Below are 21930 nucleotides of genomic sequence, written 5' to 3'. Positions count from 1 at the left end.
TCCTAAACTCAAGCGATCCCTTTTAGGGAAGACCTTAATAAAGCAATTCTAAGACCACTTATTTAATTTGAGAAGTTTCTATGACAGAGAAAAAAGAACATATCTGGTTTGATGACTACACGACCTCCTTTATTAATTCTAACCCCTCTATTGAAGCGCCTCTGGTGCTTAAACAGGAGCACTGCCTTAGGGTTTCTCATGAGATGAGAAAGCTGGCCGATTCACTAAAACTCCCGGAGAGCGAAATAGCCATCTGTGCAGCTGCAGGGCTATTACATGACGTTGGCAGATTTGAGCAGTACAAAAAATATCGTACTTTTCTTGATATAAAATCGGTGAATCATGCAGAAGTTGGTGTTAATGTTATTAAAGCTTCATCTGCACTCGATCGTTTCAATCCAGATGTCCGCAAGCAGATACTTATGGCTATATCCTACCATAACAGAGCAACTCTGCCTGATAGTGAAGAGTGCTTAAGGCTCTCGAAAATGCTGAGAGATGCAGATAAAATCGATATCTGGAAAGTAGTTATCGACTATTTCAAAAAACCGGATGCAAAACAAAAAAAAGCTATTGAGCTTAATTTACCCGATACCCCCTCTTACTCAAAAAAAGTTGTAGAATCGATTAAGAGTCGCAAATTATCTTCAATAAAATCACTTGAAAGTGTCAATGACTTCAAACTTCTTCTTATTGGATGGGTTTATGATATAAATTTCCCCCACTCTTTTAAGGTAATACAAAAAAGAAATTACATCAAAAAACTGCAAAGCTTTCTTCCCCCAGAGGAAGAAATCAGTACGATCTGCAACTTAGCCACCGAGTATGTAAATGAGTGCTGCAGGTAGTGCTGTTTGCCTGATTTCAAGACAACCTCTCTATCCCAACAAAAAGACTGCATGGGTTAGCACTGCCCAAAAGGCTGTTTCGTTTTTAAAAGATGGTGGCTACACGCTAATAACCTCTACGGGAATGCAGACCTGGGAACTTTTAACTGCTCTTGGCAGACAATACTCTCTTCCTATGAAAGTGTTAGTTCCGGAAAGTGACAAGAAAAGCTTTACCGATAAATCCATGCAGATTCGCTTTCAATTTGACCTGAGTGAACAATTAACAGAATTTATCCCTGTTTCTCAAACAATTAAAGCAACAGAGTTTTTAAAGCTTCGGGATAGATTCGCAGTGGAATCGGCAGATCTTTTGTTACCACTTTCGATTCGCCCTGAGGGCTCCTTTGAAAAACTGCTTTTAAATACCGACAAGAAAAAAGTCGATTGGCGTTTTTTTACAGGTTACCCTAAAAACGAACGTAAAGGTTTGAAAAGCTATCACTTACAGGAACTCCCGGAGTCCTTCAGAGGGAGGTATTTCATTCACTGGACCAGAAGTTTTAAATCTGCCTGGCCAACTGAAAAGCTAATAGATTATTATAACGATATAATAAATAATGAACACTACCCCCGCTGTGCATTTGAGACATTAAAGAATATTATCCTCAGTGGAAAGATTGTTTCATCAAAACGTCATATGCCAAAACCCTTTAGTTGTGTTTCTTTCACAAGCAGTTCTCCTTCACAGTTTAGCTCTCTTATGCGCTGGCGAAAACGGTACAGAGAGATGTCTTTTGAACCCTATGGCATAGGGGTTGAGCGCACCTTCGGGGAAAAACTGGGAATTTGTGCTGTGAAGTACCAAACGTACGGCAAAGAGCTGCACAAAAATGAACGCTGGAAATATTTAAACAGCAGCATTAAAGGAGACTGGAAGCGTGAGCAGGAATACAGATTTTGTGGTGACTTCCTGCTAAAAGGTATACCAGAACACAAACTGGCATGTTTTTGTCCTACTGAAAAAGAGTGCAGAGAGCTTGAGGAAAGGTTTGGTTTAAAAACCTTTCCCCTCTCGTAGGAAAATCTTAATCTTCAATCCATTTCTGAAGAGCTTCGATCAGTTTTGAAGCCTGATCTTTACTTGAAATATTGAATTTACCCTGCTGACGATACTCGTCATCAATTTTCCGATATCGACGTATTGAGAAGCGATCCGGTCCATAATCATTTTTGGCCTTTTCCCACTGTTTATACCTAAAAAGAACAGTCGCCCATGATCCTTTGGACAGTATGGATTTGTCTAACTCTTTAACGACAAGAACGCCATCTTCCTCATAGTTAATTGTAAGGTCTTCAACCTTAGAGGCCATAATTTGACTCCGCATTATAAGTGTTAGAAATTGGCAGTTTTATTAAATTAAATGATTTCGCCCTGTATTGCAAATAGCATTGTAATTAACTACACCCGTTTTCTTCTTTCACCGGTTTCCTGCCTCCATTTGAAGGCCATCTTTCCAGCCTTTGATTGAAAGTGTCTGCCCCTCTTTTAACTCTCCGGCGATTATCATTTTTGATACGGGTGTTTCAACCTCTTTTTGTACCACTCGCTTCAGAGGCCTTGCCCCATAAACAGGATCGTACCCTTTCTGAGCAATTAAATCCTTTGATCCTTCATCATACTCTAGAGCGATATTGATCGAGGCTAGCCTTTGTGCAAACCGTTGCATCTGAATAGAGGCGATCTGCTTTATATGCTCTTTGCCCAGCTGATGAAAAACGACTGTTTCATCCACACGGTTCAGAAATTCGGGTCTGAAATATTTTTTCAAATCCCCAATTACATGCTTTCGCAATGCTTCATAATCACCACCATCGTATTCAGTTATAAGCTGAGAGGCGATATTGGAGGTCATGATTATTATCGTATTTTTAAAATTGACTACTCTTCCCTGACTGTCTGTTATCCTGCCATCATCAAGAATCTGCAGCAATATATTGAAAACATCAGGATGTGCTTTCTCAATTTCATCGAACAGTATAACCGAATAGGGTCTTCTGCGAACGAGCTCTGTAAGCTGCCCTCCTTCTTCATACCCCACGTATCCCGGCGGCGCTCCTACCAGACGAGACACAGCAAATTTTTCCATATATTCGGACATATCCATTCTTACCATCGCTCTTTCATCATCAAAAAGATTAAATGCAAGTGAACGGGCCAACTCAGTTTTACCCACCCCTGTTGGCCCCAGGAAAATAAAGCTTCCTATGGGACGATCGGGATCTTTTAACCCGGCTCTTGCTCGTAAGACTGCATCTGAAACGGCTTCAACCGCCTCATTTTGCCCTACCACTCTTTGGTGAAGGTGCTCTGAGAGCTGCAGAAGTTTTTCCCGTTCCCCCTGCACAAGCCTGCTTACAGGTATATGAGTCCAGTTACTAATAATTCCTGCAATATCCTCCTCAGTTACCTCTTCCCTGAGCAGTTGAGTAACTCCTTTGCTCTTCTTTATCTCAGACTCTGTATCGTTAAGCTCTCTTTCAAGATTTGGGATGTCGCCGTGGCGTAGTTGAGCTGCACGGCTAAGATCGTATTCCCTTTCAGCCCTTTCAAGATCTACTTTAGCGGCCTCTATTTGCTCTCTTAATTTCTGCAGACGAGCTACTCCTTCTTTCTCAGCTTCCCACCGTGCTTTCAGTTCACCGGAGACCTCCCTCATCTCGGCTAACTGAGCCTGTAACCTTGAAATTTTCTCCTCTGAAGAGCGATCCTTTTCCTTCTTAAGTCCCTCGATTTCAATTTCCAGTCTCATCTGTTTGCGAAGTATTTCATCCAGCTCTGTAGGTCGGCTATCCATTTCTGTTCTCAATTTCGCAGCTGCTTCATCGATAAGATCGATGGCCTTATCGGGCAAAAAGCGCTCGGTGATATACTTATCAGAAAGTGTTGCAGCAGCAATAAGAGCGCTGTCTTTAATCCTTACCCCGTGATGAACTTCGTACCGTTCCCTTAAACCGCGCAATATCGAAATGGTATCTTCAACAGTGGGCTGGTTTACCAAAACAGTCTGAAATCTGCGCTCAAGTGCCTTGTCTTTTTCTATGTTTTTTCTGTACTCATCAAGAGTAGTTGCTCCTATGGCATGCAGCTCACCTCTTGCAAGCATTGGTTTAAGCATATTACCAGCATCCATTGCCCCTTCAGCAGCCCCGGCGCCCACCACTGTATGCAGCTCATCTATAAAAAGGATTATACTTCCACTTTCCACTACCTCTTTCAGTACTGCTTTAAGCCGCTCTTCAAATTCGCCTCTAAACTTTGCACCCGCAACAAGCGCCCCCAGATCAAGCGAGACGACTTCCTTGTTTTTAAGCCCTTCGGGTATATCCCCTCTTACTATCCTTAAGGCCAGTCCTTCGACTATGGCAGTTTTACCCACTCCAGGATCACCAATTAAAACTGGATTGTTTTTGGTACGCCTTGAAAGAATTTGAACGATTCTTCTTATCTCTTCATCTCTGCCAATTACAGGATCGATCTTCCCTTTTTTGGCCAGTTCTGTTAGATTTCTGGCATACTTCTCGAGTGCCTCAAATGTGCTCTCCGGATCTGAGGAGGTGACTCGCTGAAATCCCCTTACTTCCTTTAAAGCCTTCTGCACTGCATCAATGGTAAGCCCCTGTTTTGATGCAAGAAGTTTACATTCTGTATCTTTTTCCAGGCACGCTAAAAACAGGTGTTCGACACTTATATACTCATCCTTCATTTTAGTCGAAATTTTCTGTGCTTCAGCCAATACCACACTTAATGCTCGTGAGGTATATGTTTGGAGCCCCTGCCCAGTTACAGCCGGATGTTTTTTGAGCAAATCGCTCACCGTTTGATCTGTTTGTTCAACTGAAACAGAAAGCTTTTTAATAAGTGAAGGTATCAAACCATTATCCTGGCGTATGAGTGCAAGCATAAGGTGCAGGGGTAGAATTTCCTGATGATTTAACGTTACAGCTAACTGATTGGCACTGCTTAGTGCCTCCTGTGATTTTCGGGTAAATTTTTCAATATCCATACATTTTCTCCTGTATTCGGTTGTTTGGAGCTGCAAACAGTGCAAAGCCTATACCAACATTTTTTTGAATGGATTTAGAGGCTACCAGGAGAGATGTGCAACGTTTTTTTTGCGTTTTAGTGTTTTAAAACCGAACGGGAGGTGCTCTAAAACCAAACAGTGTAACTTTGGTCTTGATTGTACAATCCATTTTATTTAATTTAACATTCATAAATTATTACACACATCAAATCGATTTAAATCACATTTAAATTGAACTCATAAACCAAAAAATGTCCCAAATATCCTCGATGTGTGTATGTTGTTTCACTTATTTCCATTTCGCCCTTAGACAGATAACCGAATAAGTAGTATTACCTTAAGAGGAAGTGACTCAATTCTTATTGGCTGTCGAAGATTAAAAGGTAACCAAAAAATTGAAAGCAACAAAGCTTTAGATGTATAATGGGATTAACCCATCTGCATTGCAAAGAGTAGATCAATCTTCTATATTTAAGCACTTTTGCAGTTGCAGATTGGGAAAATAACAGAAGAGGTGTGTTAAGAAATATGGAAAAGACTCAATTTCTGCCCGACGAAGGCTCATTGGCTCTGTATCTTAAAGAAATAGGGAAAAACAATAGTCTTTCCCTTGAGGAGGAATCGAAGCTGGCCGTAAAAATACGTAAGGGGGACCGTCGAGCCCTTGAAGTATTAGTAAAGGCCAACCTTAGATTTGTTGTGAGTGTTGCCCGTAACTATCAAAATCAGGGACTTCCGTTGAGTGATCTTATCAATGAAGGTAACCTTGGTTTAATACGAGCAGCAAAACGTTTTGATGAGAAGAAGAATTTTAAATTTATCTCTTATGCCGTGTGGTGGATAAGACAGGCTATTTTGCAGGCACTTGCTGAACAGTCCCGTATCATTAAACTCCCTTTAAACAGAGTGGGTACTATCCACAAAATCGGCAAAACCCAAAGCAAACTAGAACAAAAGTACCGACGTCTTCCCAATGTTGAAGAGATAGCCAGTGAACTTCAGATTGATGAAAATGAGGTGCAGGAAACGATAAAAATCGGAAACAGCCATATGTCTCTGGATGCCCCTCTTCAGTATGGTGAAGATTCCAAGCTCATGGATTTACTTCAGGACGGCGATCAGGAACGTCCTGACGATAGCCTGATGGATGTGTCGCTTCATAACGAAATAACCAAAACACTTGAAACCCTTACCGAACGCGAAAAAGAAGTTGTTCGGCTTTATTTTGGTATTGGTGAAGAAACGTCCCATACCTTAGAAGAGATCGGTCAAAGGTTTAACCTGACCCGAGAAAGAGCACGTCAAATAAAGGAAAAGGCATTAAGAAGATTAAAACATTCTTCACGAAGTAAGAGGTTGCTTTCCTATCGTACCTGAAACCAGTTTTTCTGTTTCAAAGCTAATAAAAAAAGCCCGAACTTTGCGTCGGGCTTTTTTATTAGTATAATGTCACTGTTTTTACAGATTACTCATGAGTATCCTGATTTTCATCTCCTTTGGAGTTTTCATCATTCTCTGAGTGTTCCTGATTATCCACGTTTGACTGTTCGTTACTTTCGTCCAGATCCTCAGATGCTGTTTCGAGTGGAGTTTCTGATACCTGATCTTCACTCTTTTCACAGAGCTCTACATCTATCACTTCATCACCCTGATCGAGGCTAATGAGTTTTACTCCCTGGGTATTACGTCCAATGATGGATATCTTATTAACATCCAGGCGTATTATTATACCTTTCCTGGTGATGATCATCAGGTCATACTCTCCCTGCACGCCTTTAAGGGAAACTACCGGGCCATTTTTTTCACTAACTTTGATATTTATGATACCCGTACCGCCACGATTAGTTCTTCTGTAATCGGCAACTTTAGTACACTTACCGAAACCTTTTTTGGTCACTGTAAGTACGTTGTGATCTTCACTAACAATAATCATTCCAACCACAAAATCATCATTTCTTAGAGTAATCCCTTTTACACCTCTTGTGTTCCTTCCCAATACCCTTGCGGCATTTTCGTTAAACCTTACCGCCTGACCATTTTTAGTTCCCAGGATTATATCATTATCACCAGATGTCAGGCTACATTCGATAAGTGCATCCCCTTCATCGAGATTAATAGCATTGACTCCATCTCTGCGTACGTTAGAATAGGACGAGAGTGGTTGCTTATTAATAACACCCATCTTTGTAGCTGCAATAATAAAATGGTTATCATCAAATTCTCTTACCGGAACGAATGCTGCAATTTTTTCTTCCGGCCTTAAATTGATCAGGTTAACAATAGGCTTGCCTCTTGAATTCCTCCCTGCTTCAGGCATTTTATACACTTTAAGCCAGTAGCACCTTCCAGTGTTAGTAAAGAAGAGGATGTAGGCATGAGTAGATGCAACAAACAGAGTTGATATGAAATCATTTTCTTTGGATTCCATACCCTTTACCCCTTTTCCTCCCCTTGCCTGAGCTCTGTAGGTGGTTATCGCTGTTCGTTTTATGTATCCCTCGTGAGTCATGGTAATGACCATGTCTTCTTCTGCAATAAGATCTTCAATGTCTACGTCACTGGTAGCATCACTTATCTCTGTTTTTCTTGGGTCTCCGAAACGTTGTTTGAGTTCTTTAAGCTCATCTTTTATTATCTGCATACGCTTACCCTTATCTTCAAGTATCTCGGTGAGTTCAGAGATAAGTTTAAGCAGCTGTTGATATTCTTGCTCAATTTTGTCTCTTTCAAGACTTGTAAGTCGATGAAGCCTCATGTCAAGGATCGCTTTGGCCTGCGCTTCACTTAAACCAAACTGTTCCTGAAGTTTACGCTGTGCTTCATCCGGGGATGATGATGCTCGAATCAATGCCACAATCTCATCTATATGATCGAGCGCTATACGTAAGCCTTCAAGGATATGAGCTTTATCCTTTGCTTTATTGAGATCGTACTGCGTACGCTTTACCACCACATCATGGCGATGTTCGATAAAGTGTGATATCATCTCTTTTATGTTTAGAAGCTTAGGTTGAAGATCGACAAGCGCCAGATTTATAATTCCAAAAGTAGTCTGGAGATTGGTGTATTTATAGAGTTGATTGAGCACTACATCTGCATAATCGTCCTTTTTAACACCAACGACGATTCTCAAACCTCTTCTGTCAGATTCGTCTCTGATGAACGATATCCCCGGGATAGTTTTTTGTCGCACTAAATCTGCCATTTTTTCAAGCAGATTGGACTTATTAACCATATAGGGAATTTCTGATATAATAATCTCTTCTCTGTCATTTGGTTTTTTATCAACCTGAGCTTTAGCCCTGATTACTACTTTACCTCTTCCGGTGCGATATGCCTGATAGATACCACTTCTGCCATAGATAACTCCCCCTGTGGGAAAATCCGGACCCGGGAGCACCTTAAAGATATCATCAATGGGTGTTTCAGGATCATCGATAACAAGATTTATCGCATCAACGACTTCATTAAGGTTATGAGGTGCCATATTGGTAGCCATCCCAACGGCAATACCTGTTGTACCATTAACTAACAGGAAAGGTACTTTTGACGGAAGAACAGAGGGTTCTTTAAGGGAGTCATCATAGTTTGACACAAAACCGACCGTTTCCTTATCAAGATCTGCCAGCATTTCCTCTGCAATTGCTTCCATACGACATTCTGTATAACGCATTGCCGCTGGGGGGTCTCCATCTATTGATCCAAAGTTACCCTGCCCATTAACCATTTTGTAGCGCATTGAGAAATCTTGTGCCATTCGAACCAAAGAATCATAGACAGCGGTATCTCCATGAGGGTGATATTTACCAATTACATCACCAACAACACGAGCACACTTTTTGGGTTGCCTGTTATGGTGGACACCAAGTTCATCCATACCAAACAACACACGCCTGTGAACCGGTTTAAGTCCATCCCTTACATCTGGTAATGCACGGGATGTTATCATACTCATGGAATAATCAAGGTAAGACTTCTGCATCTCATCTTCAATAAAGACCGGCAGTATTTTTTCATTTTCGTTCATTACTCTTCCCTTTATTTACTTCCGGAATCTTCGAGCCAGCGCAAATGTGGCATGGACCAATGTGCTGTTGAATCGAAAGTTAGAGGTGTAATAGTGATATATTTATTCATAAGAGCCCTGGAGTCATAGGTATTCCAGGTTTCGATATCCTTTTTTTCTCCATAAATCATATAACCTTCTTTGGTATGATGAGTCAGGACTTCAACTTTTTCATACCTGTCATCAAAGAAAGCCATACTCTGGTAAGTTACCCTTGTCCCCTTAATCTCAGTCGGGGAGCAAGGGGGGAAATTCACATTATAAAACACCTTTGTATCCAAAGGTATTTGCTGGTGTTCTGAATCTAATACTTTGTTTATTATTGAAGGTACCATTTTAGCATACTCTTTAGCATACTCTTTGGCTTGCGAACACAAAGAGAAGGCAAAGCTTGGTATTCCCCAAAATGCACCTTCCCGTGCAGCTGCAACGGTGCCTGAATAGAAGGCAGAGAGACCGGAATTTTCTCCAATATTCATTCCTGAGACAATGATATCTGGTTTTGAAGAAAGCAGATAACTTAATGAAAATTTGACACAGTCAGCCGGTGACCCACTTACAGAAAACCCCTCCGCACCTTCTTCTTCACCAAATTTTCTGTAATGAAGAGGGTTATGGAATGTGAAGGCATGCCCTACTCCGCTTTGCTCCTTTTCGGGAGCAACTACTACAACATTGTAGTGAGCTCTCAATTCTTCTTGAAGAGCTCTGATACCGGGAGCAAAATATCCGTCATCATTTGTAAGTAGCACATTTTTCATTAGTAATTTTCCACCCTGAATAAAACAATTTTAGACATCAAGGTTTTTAACCTTTTTTGCGTTATCTTCGATAAAGCGCCTTCTGGGCTCAACCTCTTCACCCATAAGCATAGTAAAAATTCTATCAGCCTCAACTACATCTTCTAGTTTAACCTGAAGCATTCTTCTGGATTCAGGATTCATAGTTGTTTCTGCAAGCTGATCCGGGTTCATTTCACCAAGACCCTTATAACGCTGAATACCTATTTTTCGGCCGGCCCATTCTTTAAGCACTTCATCTCTTTGTTCGTCATTAAAAACATATCTCTCTTCCTTACCAGCCTTTAGTTTATAAAGTGGTGGTTGAGCGATATAAACGTTACCGTTTTCAACGAGTCCAGGCATATGACGGAAAAGAAAAGTAAGCAGCAGGGTTCTGATATGCGATCCATCCACATCAGCATCAGTCATAATAATTATCTTACTGTAGCGTAATTTAGAAAGGTTGAATCCTTCCTCTTCACTGTCAGAGGAGCCAAACCCAGTTCCCAGAGCCTGAACTATGATTTGAATTTCTTCGTGGGATATTACTTTATCTATTCGTGCTTTTTCGACATTTAGAATTTTTCCCTTTAGAGGTAAGATAGCCTGAAAAGTACGATCTCTGCCCATCTTAGCACTTCCACCCGCACTGTCACCCTCAACCAAAAACAGCTCGCATTTATCAGGATCATGCTCCGAGCAGTCAGCCAGCTTACCGGGAAGACCGCCGCCATCCATAACAGTTTTCCGTCTTGCAAGCAATCTGGCTTTCCTTGCAGCTTCCCTTGCAATCGCCGAATTGATGCATTTTTCTACTATCTTTTTAGAAGTTGAAGGGTTTTCTTCAAGGAAGTCTCCAAGCATCTCAACAACTGAGGACTCAACGATACTCATTATCTCAGAATTTCCAAGTTTAGCTTTGGTCTGCCCTTCAAACTGCGGATTGGACAGTTTAACACTTACTACAGCAGTTAGGCCTTCTCGGAGATCATCTCCCTTTATTTCCACCTTGTTATTTTTCAATAGATTATTTTTTGAAATATAGGAGTTTATCGAACGGGTAAGTCCTTTTTTAAAACCTGAAAGATGTGTTCCACCATCAACAGTATTTATGTTATTGGCAAACGTAAACAGGTTTTCATTATAGGAATCATTGTACTGCATTGCAATTTCAACTTCAACCCCTTCTTTATTCTGCGAAAAACAGATTGGGTCAGCATGCAGTGGTGTTTTATTTTCATCCAGATAAAGTATAAATGAAGAAAGTCCTCCAGGGTAACAGAATTCGTGAAATTTTCCTTCCGTTCTTTCATCAGTTATGGTTATAGTTATCCCTTTATTTAAAAAGGCTAATTCCCGAAGCCTTTTTGAGAGTATATCAAAGCTATATTCAACGGTTTCAAAGACATCTGGGTCTGGAAGAAACGTAACCTCTGTGCCTTGTTTTTCTGTAGTACCAAGCATTTGTACATCACCCAGCGGAACCCCTTTATTGAATTCCAGGTAGTGTTTTTTTCCTTCGCGGTATACATTCACCTTCAGATAAGTCGAAAGCGCATTAACGCATGAAACACCAACACCATGGAGTCCGCCTGAGACTTTATATGAGGAGTTGTCAAATTTTCCTCCCGCATGTAACGTAGTCATTACAAGCTGTAATGCAGACATTTGTTCTTCTTCATGATAATCAACCGGGATACCACGACCATCATCAGAGACAGTGATTGAGTTATCTTTATGGATAGCTACATCTATCTTTGTGCAGTGTCCAGCCAATGCTTCATCAATAGAGTTATCCACCACTTCATATACAAGGTGATGAAGCCCCGGAGAACCTGTGCTTCCAATGTACATAGCCGGACGTTTACGAACCGCTTCCAAACCCTTTAGGGTCTTTATACTGTTAGCGGTGTATTGCTGTTCATTCATACTATTTTTTCTCCGTTACAGGATAAAACAGACAGTGCCATACTAATGGCTGTAAGTCGATAATCCCCACTTAATAGAAAATTATATCGCAAATTGTTTTGCATCCGGTATCTTTCCGGATTGTTTTAATAAGATTTTTTTTCATATATGTAAGCTCCTGTCTCCAGGCAGCACAGGATACTTTAACATATAATTTACCTTCTTCTGCGCGGCAGCATTCAGTTTGGGCCGCTATGCGTTCACCAACAATACTATTCCACCTCGCCACAACATCATACTCTGCGCATATAGTAGCATACCCTTTTTCTTTTAAAAAAGAACCAAGAATATTTCCCAGTTGTTCCAGTTCTTTTCTTTTTTTCACTGCACACTAACCTTTCCATCACAAACCCTACAGTGTAAAACCGGACCATTGAGAGGGACATCAAGTGAAGGTGTTGCAATGAAGACCTGCCCCTTATCCTCTAAGAGCGGGTAAACTCTAGAAGTTCTCTTGTTATCAAGTTCTGACAGTGCATCATCTATTAGAAAAATCATCCCCTGATTTCTGTAACGCTCTATTAAAAGTATAGAACCAAGCTTCAGCGAGAGAACAAAGGAGCGACATTGTCCCTGTGATCCAAATACTTTGGCAACTTTTTTATCAAGGAGAAATACCAGTTCATCTCTATGAGGCCCTGTGCAGGTAAACCCTGCCTCTATATCCTTTTTCCTGCGCGCTGCCAGAGCCTCATAAAATACATTTTTCCACTCATCTATTCTACTATATTCGCTACCTGCAGAAGGTTGATATATAAGCTCCGCACACTCTTTATCATCACTAATTTCCCTGTAAAAAGAGCACACCAATTCATTTAGCTGATCTACTATTTCCTTACGTTTAAAAACCATTACGGCTGCACTCTCAGCCATCCTTTGCTCGTAAATTTCATACTGAATAGGATCGGTTGTTTCTCTCATCAGGCTGTTTCTGCAAAGCATAGAGTGTTTGTAGATCCCAAGGGCCTGAAAGTAGTCCCTGTCGAGCTGTGAGATCAGCATATCAATAAATCTGCGCCTGTTTTCAGGTGCGCCATATGCTATTTCCAGATCATTAATTCCAAACGAAATAACAGGCCTTTGACCAAACCACTGCGAGAAGCTGTTAACAGTACACTCATTAATGATCATAGAGACTCTTTTATCACGTCCAAAGCCCAGAGAAGCCTTAACTGAGTCTGAATCTGGATACTGGAATACCCCTTCTATGAAAGCTTCATTTTGCCCGTGTTTGATCATAGCGCTACGCTTTGCTTTTCTTTGGGATTTTCCGATGCATAACAGATGTATACTTTCTAGGAGATTAGTTTTTCCTGCGCCATTTGGCCCTTCCAGAAGGGCTCCTGTTTGAGGTATCTCTAATTCCAGAAAGGGATAGTTTCTGAAGTTATTTAGTCTTAAGTAACTTAAATGCATAGAGAGATAATATACTATATATAATGAATAGGTATTACGGATAAGGTAGGAAATTGTTTTGGTTTTAGTTTGGATTGAGGGTGAGTGTTTTTGGGGTGGTCCCCGGGGATGACTTTATGCCCGTTGAAAGGATCTTTTAAATGCCCCGGGCTTTCTTTATCATTCTAACACCACCTGTCATGGGCCCGATATTTGCTTCTGTACCTTCTATATCTCTCCCCTACACTGAAATAAGGTATGCTTATGTGCACCAAGCCCCGAGTTATTGCCCAGGATGTTATCTATGAAGTCACCACAAGGTGCCTTCCTGAGTTAAGGGTTTTTGGGGATGAAACTTTCAGAGATTTTTTTCTCCAGGAACTAAGAAAAAATTTGCAAAAATATTCTTACAGCTTATTCAGTTGGTCTATTGTAGATAACCACTATCACCTGGTTTTATTATCAAGCCACTTCTCTATTTCTACTTTCATGCATAGGCTAAATACCGTTTTAGCTAAAAATTATAACCGAATAAATAAACGAGAAGGTGTTGTTCTAAAAACCCGTTTTTCCTCTGTGATCGTGCAGGAGAACAACCTTAAAGAGCTTATCAGACACATCCACCTCAATCCGGTACGATCAGGAGAATGCAGTCTTGAGAGGCTAAACACCTATAAGTGGAGCGGGCATGGCGATATTCTGGGCAACAAATCTGAGCCCTTAATCAATAAAGACAAAGTTTTAAGCTATTTTAGTGAACCTAACAAAACAGAAGCCTATGAAAGTTTTATTACATCCACTCAGAATACGACGGGCAGTAATCAATTTATAAAACTGCTTAGAGAAGCAAACAATGGTAAACAATCCTTTTCGAATGCTCTTCCCTGGATCATTGGAGATTCACAATTCATTCAATCTGTATTAAAAAAAGATCGACTGAGAAAGTTGCGACTAGCCAGACATGCAAACGGAAACATGAGTTTAGAATTGTTAAGGAAAAGCATAGAGAATTGTATGCAACTTTCAGATGAGGAGCTCTTTTTTAAGGGTAGGCTTAACTCAAGAAGCCAAGCTCGACAGTTTTTTGCACATATAGGAAAGATGTTTTTCGACTTCTCTTGCAAGTCTATAGCTGATTATCTGAACGTAAGCAGCTCTTCTGTTTCCAAATTGGTATGGAAAGCCAATGGCAACGATAAAAAAGATGCCATTGTGAGCAAATTATGTAATATAGAGGTCCGAGCAGGTCCCATAGAAACCGCTATTGTAATCTAATCTTAGAGTCTGGTACTCCACCCTTATTGATAAAATCTAAGGTATACATGCCTCATTATTTTTTTGCTGACATCTTAAAAATCTTTTATGAAAAAAATCCCTCTCCAAAAAAGTTTTCCTTAAAAATATTGTAACCTATGCAAAAATTGGCATTCGTACCCCATTTTTTTTCTCAAGAATTAAGTCACGCCTGGGGAGAATAAAAAAATTGAAACAGCTTGGTAAAAACAGTAAAAACCCCGAAGGCATTAATTCACCCCCGGGGCACCAAAAGGACCCTACTTCACAACTCCTACCCCGATCTCATAACTCTTACCTCTAGCATTTACCATCTCCAATACATGCTTACCAGAACTCAGAATATCCAAATTCATATCCACAACGTGGTTACCCTTATCAAAAAATTGCTTGTCCCTGCTAAACACTAACCGACCACGAAGATCGTACAGATTAAAGCGCAGCTCCTCACCCGATTTTACCGAAAAGCTTACCCTTAAATCAGTCCCGTTACGAATAGCTCCTAACATACTTGCGCCGGAGAAGACGTTTCTGCGTGCAACAGAAGCAGAGCTGCCCCGACCAGGCCTGGCTTCCCAGTTTATTGGGTCATTACCATAGGCTGTAGGATCGATTCGAACTATTGACCAGTTGTCCTCGACTACCGGCCAGGGGTCCTCTGTTTGGTAGTCTACAGCATCTATCAGCTGACGATAAACATCACCATCATCATTCTCTATCGGCTTTCTTATACGTATTAGTTCTCCATTTCTGGAAAGTGTTCCTTCAAAATTGAACACCATAGCATCATCGGGAATATTATAAAGCACTCTAAAGGTAGTGGTATCAACCACCTCATCTACCAGATAAATAATCTGCCCTATTGAAGCAACCGTCATATCAGGAAATTCAAAACTCCCTACCCCGCTTACCCGCCAGGTGTCTTCGGGACTATCGGGATTATACAATCGCACAGCTTCATTGCTAATATTCCTGATCTCAATATAGCGCACACCTGCCTGTGTCTGGTAGTGGAGTTCGGTGATAACAAGAGGGCCGCTTCTTGGGGCACTGTTTGGGGCTCCTGGAGTAGGTTCAGCCATAGGTACAAAGTGCTCTTGTCCTGTGGAAGTAACATAACGTCCGTAGGTAACAAACTCCTCAATAGGTCCATATTCAAAGCCATGGCTGTAGCCTGTAAGCTCACCGGCTTCATTTCCGGAAAAGATATAGGGTTCTTCACCATTTCTGCTATAAGCGAATGGATCTGCACCGTCTTCAAAATCATATTCATCAAAAATCATGTAGCCATGGGCCTCAATGATTGTACCTGCGGGAATCTGATACCGCCTGGGCCTGCGTTTTTGATCAGTAATAAACCAGTAGCTTATATCCACAGGAAATTCATTGGGGTTATAGATCTCCACCCAATCCACTTCAGGATAACTAGTAGTGGCAAGAACCTCATTAATGTAAATAGGGTCAATCTGCATGGCTTCAGGATCTTCTCTTCCCGGTGATCCATGTACCTCTGCTGATGCCCTCCACCATAAGGGATCATCGGGATCTTCTTCGGAGTACATATTTACAGGAACCAGCGAGTGTCCTGAACCATCTGCAATTACAGGCCAGGGATGGTGTGTTCTGTATCTGACGGAAAAAAGTTCTTCACCTCTCAGGGTATCTTCCAGTGTTACCCGCTCACCACTGTTACTTAACCGTCTCTCAAAGACACCGTCAGCATCGAAACCATAGCGTTCTCTAAACAGATCTAAATCACTTGCAAGAACACGAAACTCCTCAGGGTGGAGAGTGTCTCCTTCCTGAAATCCCCCTCCGATCCCATCGGTAAAAGCAACCCCGGTAAGACATATTGGTGATGAACCTCGATTGTAGATTTCTATGAACTCATAATCATTTCTGTCTACATCAGGATCACCTTCAAGTGGGTGATAGTGAATTTCTGAAACAATAACGTTTGCGCCGGAAGCCGCAAATACCAACAGGAAGCAAAACAGAAAGCTAACAATTAAATTATCTGATTTTTTCAACCCCACAAGGCACCCTCCTCTCTTTACACTAAAATAGATTTTCTATCATTACAGTCATAATCAATCAATGTATTTGCTTCCCTGATACCGGAAAGGTACTTTGAAAAACTGCATCTGTGGAGATCAAATGTTCTTATAAGGTCGATCATCCACAGTGGTACACTGTTAGTATAACACTTCAGCTCAAGAACGACATTAGAATCATCTGCAAAAAGATTTTCATGATCTAGGTAATGAAGTGAACCGGGTTGAGGTACGGTACCCCAGTTATGAGGAACAGCACAACGTATTTCTCTATCAAAAGTCACTCTGGCATAGTCATCATAGTCTGAAATATAGGCTTTTCTTCTGTATCTTATGATCACTTTAGGTTCTATATTGTTTGTTATAGCAAGGCGTATAAATTTATCCGCGTTTTCCGATTCCTGTATTCCAAGTGCCAGATCCGGTTCATACGAAGGATCAAGAATTACGGCTGGCCAGTCGTTGCCATGTATTTTTGCTCTGATTTTTTTCAAAATACTTCCGGTTTTGTATTTAATTTCAAGAAAATTTAAGTCTGCAGGGTCTTCGGAGTACATTCTTACTCTCATATTATATCTGCCGTCTTCATCGGCTATTCTACGTCTTAAAAACAGGTAATCGGGCGTATCCAGGTACAAGCTGTTAATCATGTAAAAATTATCGCTTTTTATCTCCGAATACTTATCCAAAGAACAATAACATGAAACAAACCTGGAGATAGGCTCTATCAGAGATTCATGTATAACAAACTTAAGCTCATATCTGCACAATACCGGAGCAATTGGATCCTGATTCATGGTATCAGCTCCTGGTTTACAGAAATTACATTTCTCAATGGTTTTTCAGAAAGTTTACCGGTAAGGTCCATAGTTTCGATAAACATTTTAAAGATACGATACTTTAAATTTTCTACTTGTATTTCATTCTTAATTATGCTTTCCTTAATTTGTAGCAGATATATAGGATTCTCACCCTCAAAACGCGTAAAATGCCTTAGAGATGATTCGGCTGCTATTTCCTCGTTTCTCCTTGTGAGAATAGTATACTGAGCCAAGAGAGATTTTACATCTGCTTTCAAGTCCGAGACCCTGTCTTCAAGAGCTTTTTTAATCTCTCCATACCGGTTTCTTTCACTGATTAGTGCCATTTTTCTTCGATTTTCAGTTAATCTGTTTGGCCCTCCGGTAGGAAAGGATAGGCCAACTTCAAGTTGAAATGCGTTAGAGAAATCATATGTTTGATCTGCCCTTCTGTTATCTAATTGATCATGAAAGTGATCCTGGGCAAAGGTAAATTCAATGAATCGTATATGTGGCTTGTTTGATCCACTTTCATAACGATACCTGTTTTCCTCAGAGCGAAGTTTTAATCTACTTTCCATAAGATACATATTAGTGGAATCAATGTGAATAGAAGATCCGCTCATCATTTCGTACACTGTTTCGATACTTACTATATTAGTGGTATCAAACTCAATTTGAATCGCACCCGGGAAAAGGTTGCGAATTTTGTTCTCTATTAGTTCTATTTTACTGCGCTGCTCCACGATAGATAATTGTACATCTGTATACTCTCTTTCAGATTTTATAAGAGCGTTATAGTCAAAATCTATGTAATTAATTTTTCTTTTAAGAATTCGAATTCTGTCCTGATATAGATCTGATAATCTCAGATAGTTTTCAAGGCGAGCTCTTTGATACAGAAGCTCAAAAATAAGCATATATCTTTCTTTTAATAATTGGTTAACAACTATTTTCTTTCTGTGAACATTGTAATCAAGCAGTGTATTATGTACTTGGCGTGCAGCAAATGCATTACGGATTCCTGTAGGTCTTAATCGTAAAGAATAACGCAGCCGTTCAGGAAATGATTTCTGATCAGAAAAAAGTGCCCTGTCATCTATTCTAAACTCAACGTTATCCAGTATAGAGGCCCTAACTGGCGAGCTTTCCAGAAACGATATTCCTTCTTTTTGAGATTCAAGGTTATAATCATTTCTTACTGTAGACAGAAACGCATTAATTGGAATAGGATCTGAATATCCCTTAGACCAGGCAAAAGTTATGATTACCACTAAAACCTTAACCATTTTCTTTCCTAACACAATTTGTATAATCCTTTTTACCACCAGTTTAAGAGACCTGAACCGGATGAAGAGATAAAAACCTTTTCACCTAAGAGTAGGTGGTTACTATCCGGAATACGAATCTGAACCTCCCTTCCCCAAAGTTTCACATCTGGTCTTCTCCTAAGCCGCTCGGGAAATTCCACTATTCTTGATCCAACACCCACAACTTCACCCTTAATAATATTTCTTTTATCCGCAATCGATTTCACATCAACGCTATCACCAACTTTTATCTCGTTATGATTATTCTCATATATAAAACCACTGACATAAGAAGGCGCTTTGGTATGCAGGGTCATAACGGGACTAAATGGAGCAACCTTTTCACCGCTTATGAAATTTACCTCGCCTACAATGCCCTCTATAGGAGCAGTAATTAAAAGTTTTTCCCTCTCCTTTTCAAGATATTTTATCTCCTCTTCAAGACTTCTTATCTGCATAAAGATAGGCTCTTGTGATAAACCATTGTAATGAGCTATACGTAAGTTATACTCATTATTCACTAAATTTAATGCCTTATTAAGGTTATCAATGCGAAGCTGCATAATACCTGTATTTCTTGGATTTTCAGCAAGTACCGGACGTATACTCTTAAGCTCAGAGGTCAGCTCTGTATTAAATGTATAGGTTGCCATTAGTTCCTGAATTTCAGAATTGATACTGTTTACCCTTGCTGCTCGTTGTGCTCTCAGCTGACGAACCTGAGACAGGGCATAGGAAGAATCTGCTTCTCTCTGTGCTTTGAGCTCCTTAAGCCTGTAGCCGATCTCTTTTATACGCATCTCAAGATCTGTTCTGTGCAGCTCAACCATGATCTCTCCGACCATCACACTCTGCCCAGGCACTACATGGATTGCACCAATCTCTACCGGCTTCTCTCTATTGACAACAATCTCTCTTGAATCAGCAACCCCATAGAAAAAAACCACTTCACGATTCAATGATACAGATATTATAAACAGAAGAATTACACCAGCTATAAATAATAAATAAAGATTTCTCATACCTTGATCAACCACACCTTTTCTATTTTCACAAATTAAAGTTCAATAGTAGATTCTTGAAGCATAAGACTGACCCCTTCGATGGTATCAACGGTGCGAAGAGATTCAAGAAGGGATGCACGATTTTTTACATCTTTCAATTTAACATGATAAGCATAATCAAACCTAAGCCCCTGCGCCATTTCACGTAAAGTAATGAGCGCAAAATGCCTGCAGTGCTCTTTTAAATACTTTTCAATATGAACCTTATCTTTTGAATTCACAGATACATTAAAACGCAGCATTCCATCAAAAAAACCTGCCTGACCGACTGGTGAATAATAGAGAACAAAGCTAAGTGCACAAAACATAATCGTTCCAAATACCCCTACTGCATAGGAGTAAACACCGCTTGAAATACCCGCCGAAAGAGCAGCAAACATGAAAATTATATCCCTTGGATCCTTGAAATTAGTTCGAAACCGAATAATTGCCAAAGCCCCAATCATACCAAGGCCTCGTGCAAGACTGTCTCCTATCGACTGCATGATAATTGCCGCAACAACAGAGCTTAAAATCAAAGCCTGAACATAGTTTTTTGAATAAGACAGCCCCTTGAATGTTTTTACATAGGTAATACCTATAGCTGTCGATAGTACTATAGCGAGGATAAGGGTGTAAAAAACCGTCATCACTGTAGGAACACTAGAGGCTGTTTGGAGTGTAAAAAAATCCAGCACAGTATATACCTTTCCAATTTAAGCGTCTAACTAATTTCGGAGGTGTTTTTAAACTACCTCATTATCTTGTGCAATCAAAGAATTTAAATAAAATACGTTCACTACAGAAAACAAAACCGAGTACTACCTGCTCTCTTTAGTGTTTTATTCTTTTTATCGTTATTTTTTTCTCTCATTCTATATTATTTATATAGTGAACAATACTATTTTATGGTTCAGTACTGTGTTCTTCGTTCCATTGCCGCTCTAAGGAGTTTTTATGATCAAACTAACAAGGTCATTGATTCTTATAATCATAGCATTTTTTGTCTTCTCCTGTGGAGGCCCAAATTTCTTTTTTATCAGAAACACTGCCATTAGCGAAGCAGTCCTGCTTAAGGAAGAGTGTAGCAGGAGAAATATCCAGGATCCAAGTATCAGTGAGGCAGATTCACTTCTTTCGATAGCGCAGCGGCTATCCTCAGAAGGTGAAGATAAAAGCGCTATTATGCACGCCAATATGGCAGCTGCACGATATCATCTGACTCTGGTACGAGAAGAGTTTTTCGCCAGCCGAACCAAACTCAATAAAACCATCGACGGAAAAAACAATGCAGAGCAAAAGGTCGAAATGTATGAACAAATTCTCTCTGATATTAGAAAGTCGAGGAATCCATGAACTTAAAACTCACTATTTATATAGCTCTTTGTTTTGCCTTACCCTTATTGGCTAACAATTCAGCCCAAAGTGTGTGGGAAGAAGAGCAAAATCCAAGTACCCCTGTGCCCCTTAGCAGAACCCAAAAACTTGAAAGTTTTCGCTCAGACCTGAAAGATAATCACTCTCAACTAACCAACCTGGGATCAGAAACTCTTATTCCCACTCTTAACAGAGCGCTCTCTTCAATAGAATCTGCCCAACATCTCTTTAAAGAAGACTCACTTAGCTTTAGCGCCCATTCTGCTTTTGATATCTGCTCACTACTTACTCAAATAGCGTTGATAGAGATGCAAACGGCTACAAATCTATACAGAGCCGATTCTGTTGAATATATCAAAGATTCCCTGCTGATCCATCTTCATAATTTGCACGAAACTATTAATGGCCTCGAAAGAAGTCGAGCCTATCACCTTAGGGATCAGTTGGAAGAAACACAAAGACTACTTGATGAGGAACGCGAAGCTGCTCAAAAATTAATGGAAGAAGCCCAGCAACGATTTTCTGAGCTGCAAAGCGAACTTATCGACGTCAGAGAGGATGCCCGGGGGACCATCATTTCCATGTCTGATATACTCTTTGATACTGGTGAATCGACCCTTACATCCAACCTTAAGACCAACCTGGCGAGAATCGCCGGAATCCTTGCAATATACAGGGATATCGATGTTATCGTTGAAGGACATACTGATAATGTTGGAAGCGAAGAATTCAATCAAAAACTCTCAGAAGAAAGAGCACAAAATGTGAAAGTGTTTTTAGTAACACAGGGTGTTGATGAAAGCCGACTTGACTATGTTGGCCATGCATTTCACAGGCCTGTAGCAGACAATTCAACAGAAGAAGGCAGGGCAAAGAATCGCAGAGTCGATCTTATCATTCAGGACTCAAGATTAAATTAACCTTACT

At 40.3% G+C, this 21930-nt stretch carries 18 protein-coding genes; 6 read left to right on the top strand and 12 right to left on the bottom strand.

Going from position 1 to position 21930, the window contains the following annotated elements:
* Nucleotides 1-80 precede the first annotated feature (80 nt).
* Together QA601_12035 and QA601_12030 are read left to right on the top strand one after the other, a co-directional pair.
* Nucleotides 81-848, top strand: a complete 768-nt coding sequence (locus QA601_12035; protein MDG5815811.1) for an HD domain-containing protein — start codon at nucleotides 81-83, stop codon at nucleotides 846-848.
* A complete protein-coding gene (locus QA601_12030; GenBank protein ID MDG5815810.1) occupies nucleotides 832-1908 on the top strand; it encodes a hypothetical protein in 1077 nt (358 codons plus the stop codon). Before QA601_12035 ends, QA601_12030 begins: the two co-directional genes overlap by 17 nt.
* A 7-nt stretch (nucleotides 1909-1915) precedes the next feature.
* Here the strand turns inward: QA601_12030 and QA601_12025 are convergent, their stop codons facing one another.
* Together QA601_12025 and clpB are read right to left on the bottom strand one after the other, a co-directional pair.
* Nucleotides 1916-2200 carry a hypothetical protein gene (locus tag QA601_12025; GenBank protein MDG5815809.1) on the bottom strand — a complete coding sequence of 95 codons (285 nt, stop codon included), beginning with the start codon at nucleotides 2198-2200 and terminating at the stop codon, nucleotides 1916-1918.
* A 108-nt stretch (nucleotides 2201-2308) separates the two neighbouring features.
* A complete protein-coding gene (clpB, locus tag QA601_12020; GenBank protein ID MDG5815808.1) occupies nucleotides 2309-4894 on the bottom strand; it encodes an ATP-dependent chaperone ClpB in 2586 nt (861 codons plus the stop codon).
* A 549-nt stretch (nucleotides 4895-5443) separates the two neighbouring features.
* On the opposite strand from clpB, the gene QA601_12015 reads away from it, so the two are divergent.
* Nucleotides 5444-6292: an RNA polymerase sigma factor RpoD/SigA gene (locus tag QA601_12015; protein MDG5815807.1), complete on the top strand. Its 849-nt coding sequence runs from the start codon at nucleotides 5444-5446 to the stop codon at nucleotides 6290-6292.
* 88 nt (nucleotides 6293-6380) lie between these two features.
* Here the strand turns inward: QA601_12015 and gyrA are convergent, their stop codons facing one another.
* From gyrA to recF, 5 genes are all read right to left on the bottom strand, one after another.
* The gene (gyrA, locus tag QA601_12010) at nucleotides 6381-8942 is read right to left on the bottom strand and encodes a DNA gyrase subunit A (GenBank protein MDG5815806.1); all 2562 of its coding nucleotides are present in this window, start codon (nucleotides 8940-8942) and stop codon (nucleotides 6381-6383) included.
* An 11-nt stretch (nucleotides 8943-8953) separates the two neighbouring features.
* On the bottom strand, nucleotides 8954-9742 hold the full coding sequence (gene surE / locus QA601_12005) for a 5'/3'-nucleotidase SurE (GenBank protein MDG5815805.1): 789 nt from the start codon (nucleotides 9740-9742) through the stop codon (nucleotides 8954-8956).
* Nucleotides 9743-9772: 30 nt separating this feature from the next.
* Complete coding sequence (gene gyrB, locus QA601_12000; GenBank protein ID MDG5815804.1) at nucleotides 9773-11692, bottom strand: DNA topoisomerase (ATP-hydrolyzing) subunit B; 1920 nt, start codon at nucleotides 11690-11692, stop codon at nucleotides 9773-9775.
* A 70-nt stretch (nucleotides 11693-11762) separates the two neighbouring features.
* A complete protein-coding gene (locus tag QA601_11995; GenBank protein MDG5815803.1) occupies nucleotides 11763-12056 on the bottom strand; it encodes a DUF721 domain-containing protein in 294 nt (97 codons plus the stop codon).
* Entirely contained in the window at nucleotides 12053-13147 is a 1095-nt protein-coding gene (gene recF / locus QA601_11990; protein ID MDG5815802.1) for a DNA replication and repair protein RecF, read from the bottom strand. The genes QA601_11995 and recF overlap by 4 nt, the downstream gene beginning before the upstream one ends.
* Nucleotides 13148-13390: 243 nt before the next feature.
* Here recF and QA601_11985 point away from each other — a divergent pair, with 243 nt between their 5' ends.
* A complete protein-coding gene (locus tag QA601_11985) occupies nucleotides 13391-14401 on the top strand; it encodes a transposase (protein ID MDG5815801.1) in 1011 nt (336 codons plus the stop codon).
* Between the two features lie 278 nt (nucleotides 14402-14679).
* On the opposite strand, the gene QA601_11980 is transcribed toward QA601_11985, so the two are convergent.
* Genes QA601_11980 through QA601_11960 form a run of 5 tightly spaced genes read right to left on the bottom strand, consistent with a single transcriptional unit; the run spans nucleotide 14680 to nucleotide 20324 of the window.
* Entirely contained in the window at nucleotides 14680-16455 is a 1776-nt protein-coding gene (locus QA601_11980; protein ID MDG5815800.1) for a lamin tail domain-containing protein, read from the bottom strand.
* Nucleotides 16456-16472: 17 nt separating this feature from the next.
* Nucleotides 16473-17270, bottom strand: coding sequence for a polyphosphate polymerase domain-containing protein (locus tag QA601_11975; protein ID MDG5815799.1), 798 nt, complete (start codon nucleotides 17268-17270; stop codon nucleotides 16473-16475).
* Entirely contained in the window at nucleotides 17267-18562 is a 1296-nt protein-coding gene (locus QA601_11970; protein ID MDG5815798.1) for a hypothetical protein, read from the bottom strand. The genes QA601_11975 and QA601_11970 overlap by 4 nt, the downstream gene beginning before the upstream one ends.
* A 32-nt stretch (nucleotides 18563-18594) precedes the next feature.
* The gene (locus QA601_11965; GenBank protein MDG5815797.1) at nucleotides 18595-19605 is read right to left on the bottom strand and encodes an efflux RND transporter periplasmic adaptor subunit; all 1011 of its coding nucleotides are present in this window, start codon (nucleotides 19603-19605) and stop codon (nucleotides 18595-18597) included.
* A gap of 35 nt (nucleotides 19606-19640) precedes the next feature.
* Complete coding sequence (locus QA601_11960; GenBank protein MDG5815796.1) at nucleotides 19641-20324, bottom strand: DUF4956 domain-containing protein; 684 nt, start codon at nucleotides 20322-20324, stop codon at nucleotides 19641-19643.
* Between the two features lie 259 nt (nucleotides 20325-20583).
* Here QA601_11960 and QA601_11955 point away from each other — a divergent pair, with 259 nt between their 5' ends.
* Nucleotides 20584-20982: a hypothetical protein gene (locus QA601_11955; GenBank protein ID MDG5815795.1), complete on the top strand. Its 399-nt coding sequence runs from the start codon at nucleotides 20584-20586 to the stop codon at nucleotides 20980-20982.
* A complete protein-coding gene (locus QA601_11950; GenBank protein ID MDG5815794.1) occupies nucleotides 20979-21923 on the top strand; it encodes an OmpA family protein in 945 nt (314 codons plus the stop codon). Before QA601_11955 ends, QA601_11950 begins: the two co-directional genes overlap by 4 nt.
* Nucleotides 21924-21930: the final 7 nt, after the last annotated feature.

The organism is Chitinispirillales bacterium ANBcel5 (assembly GCA_029688955.1).
In the GTDB taxonomy this organism is placed as follows: Bacteria; Fibrobacterota; Chitinivibrionia; order Chitinivibrionales; family Chitinispirillaceae; genus Cellulosispirillum; species Cellulosispirillum alkaliphilum.
The sequence above is the reverse complement of the archived record's forward strand: the minus strand, read 5'-3'. Positions and strand labels throughout refer to the sequence as shown.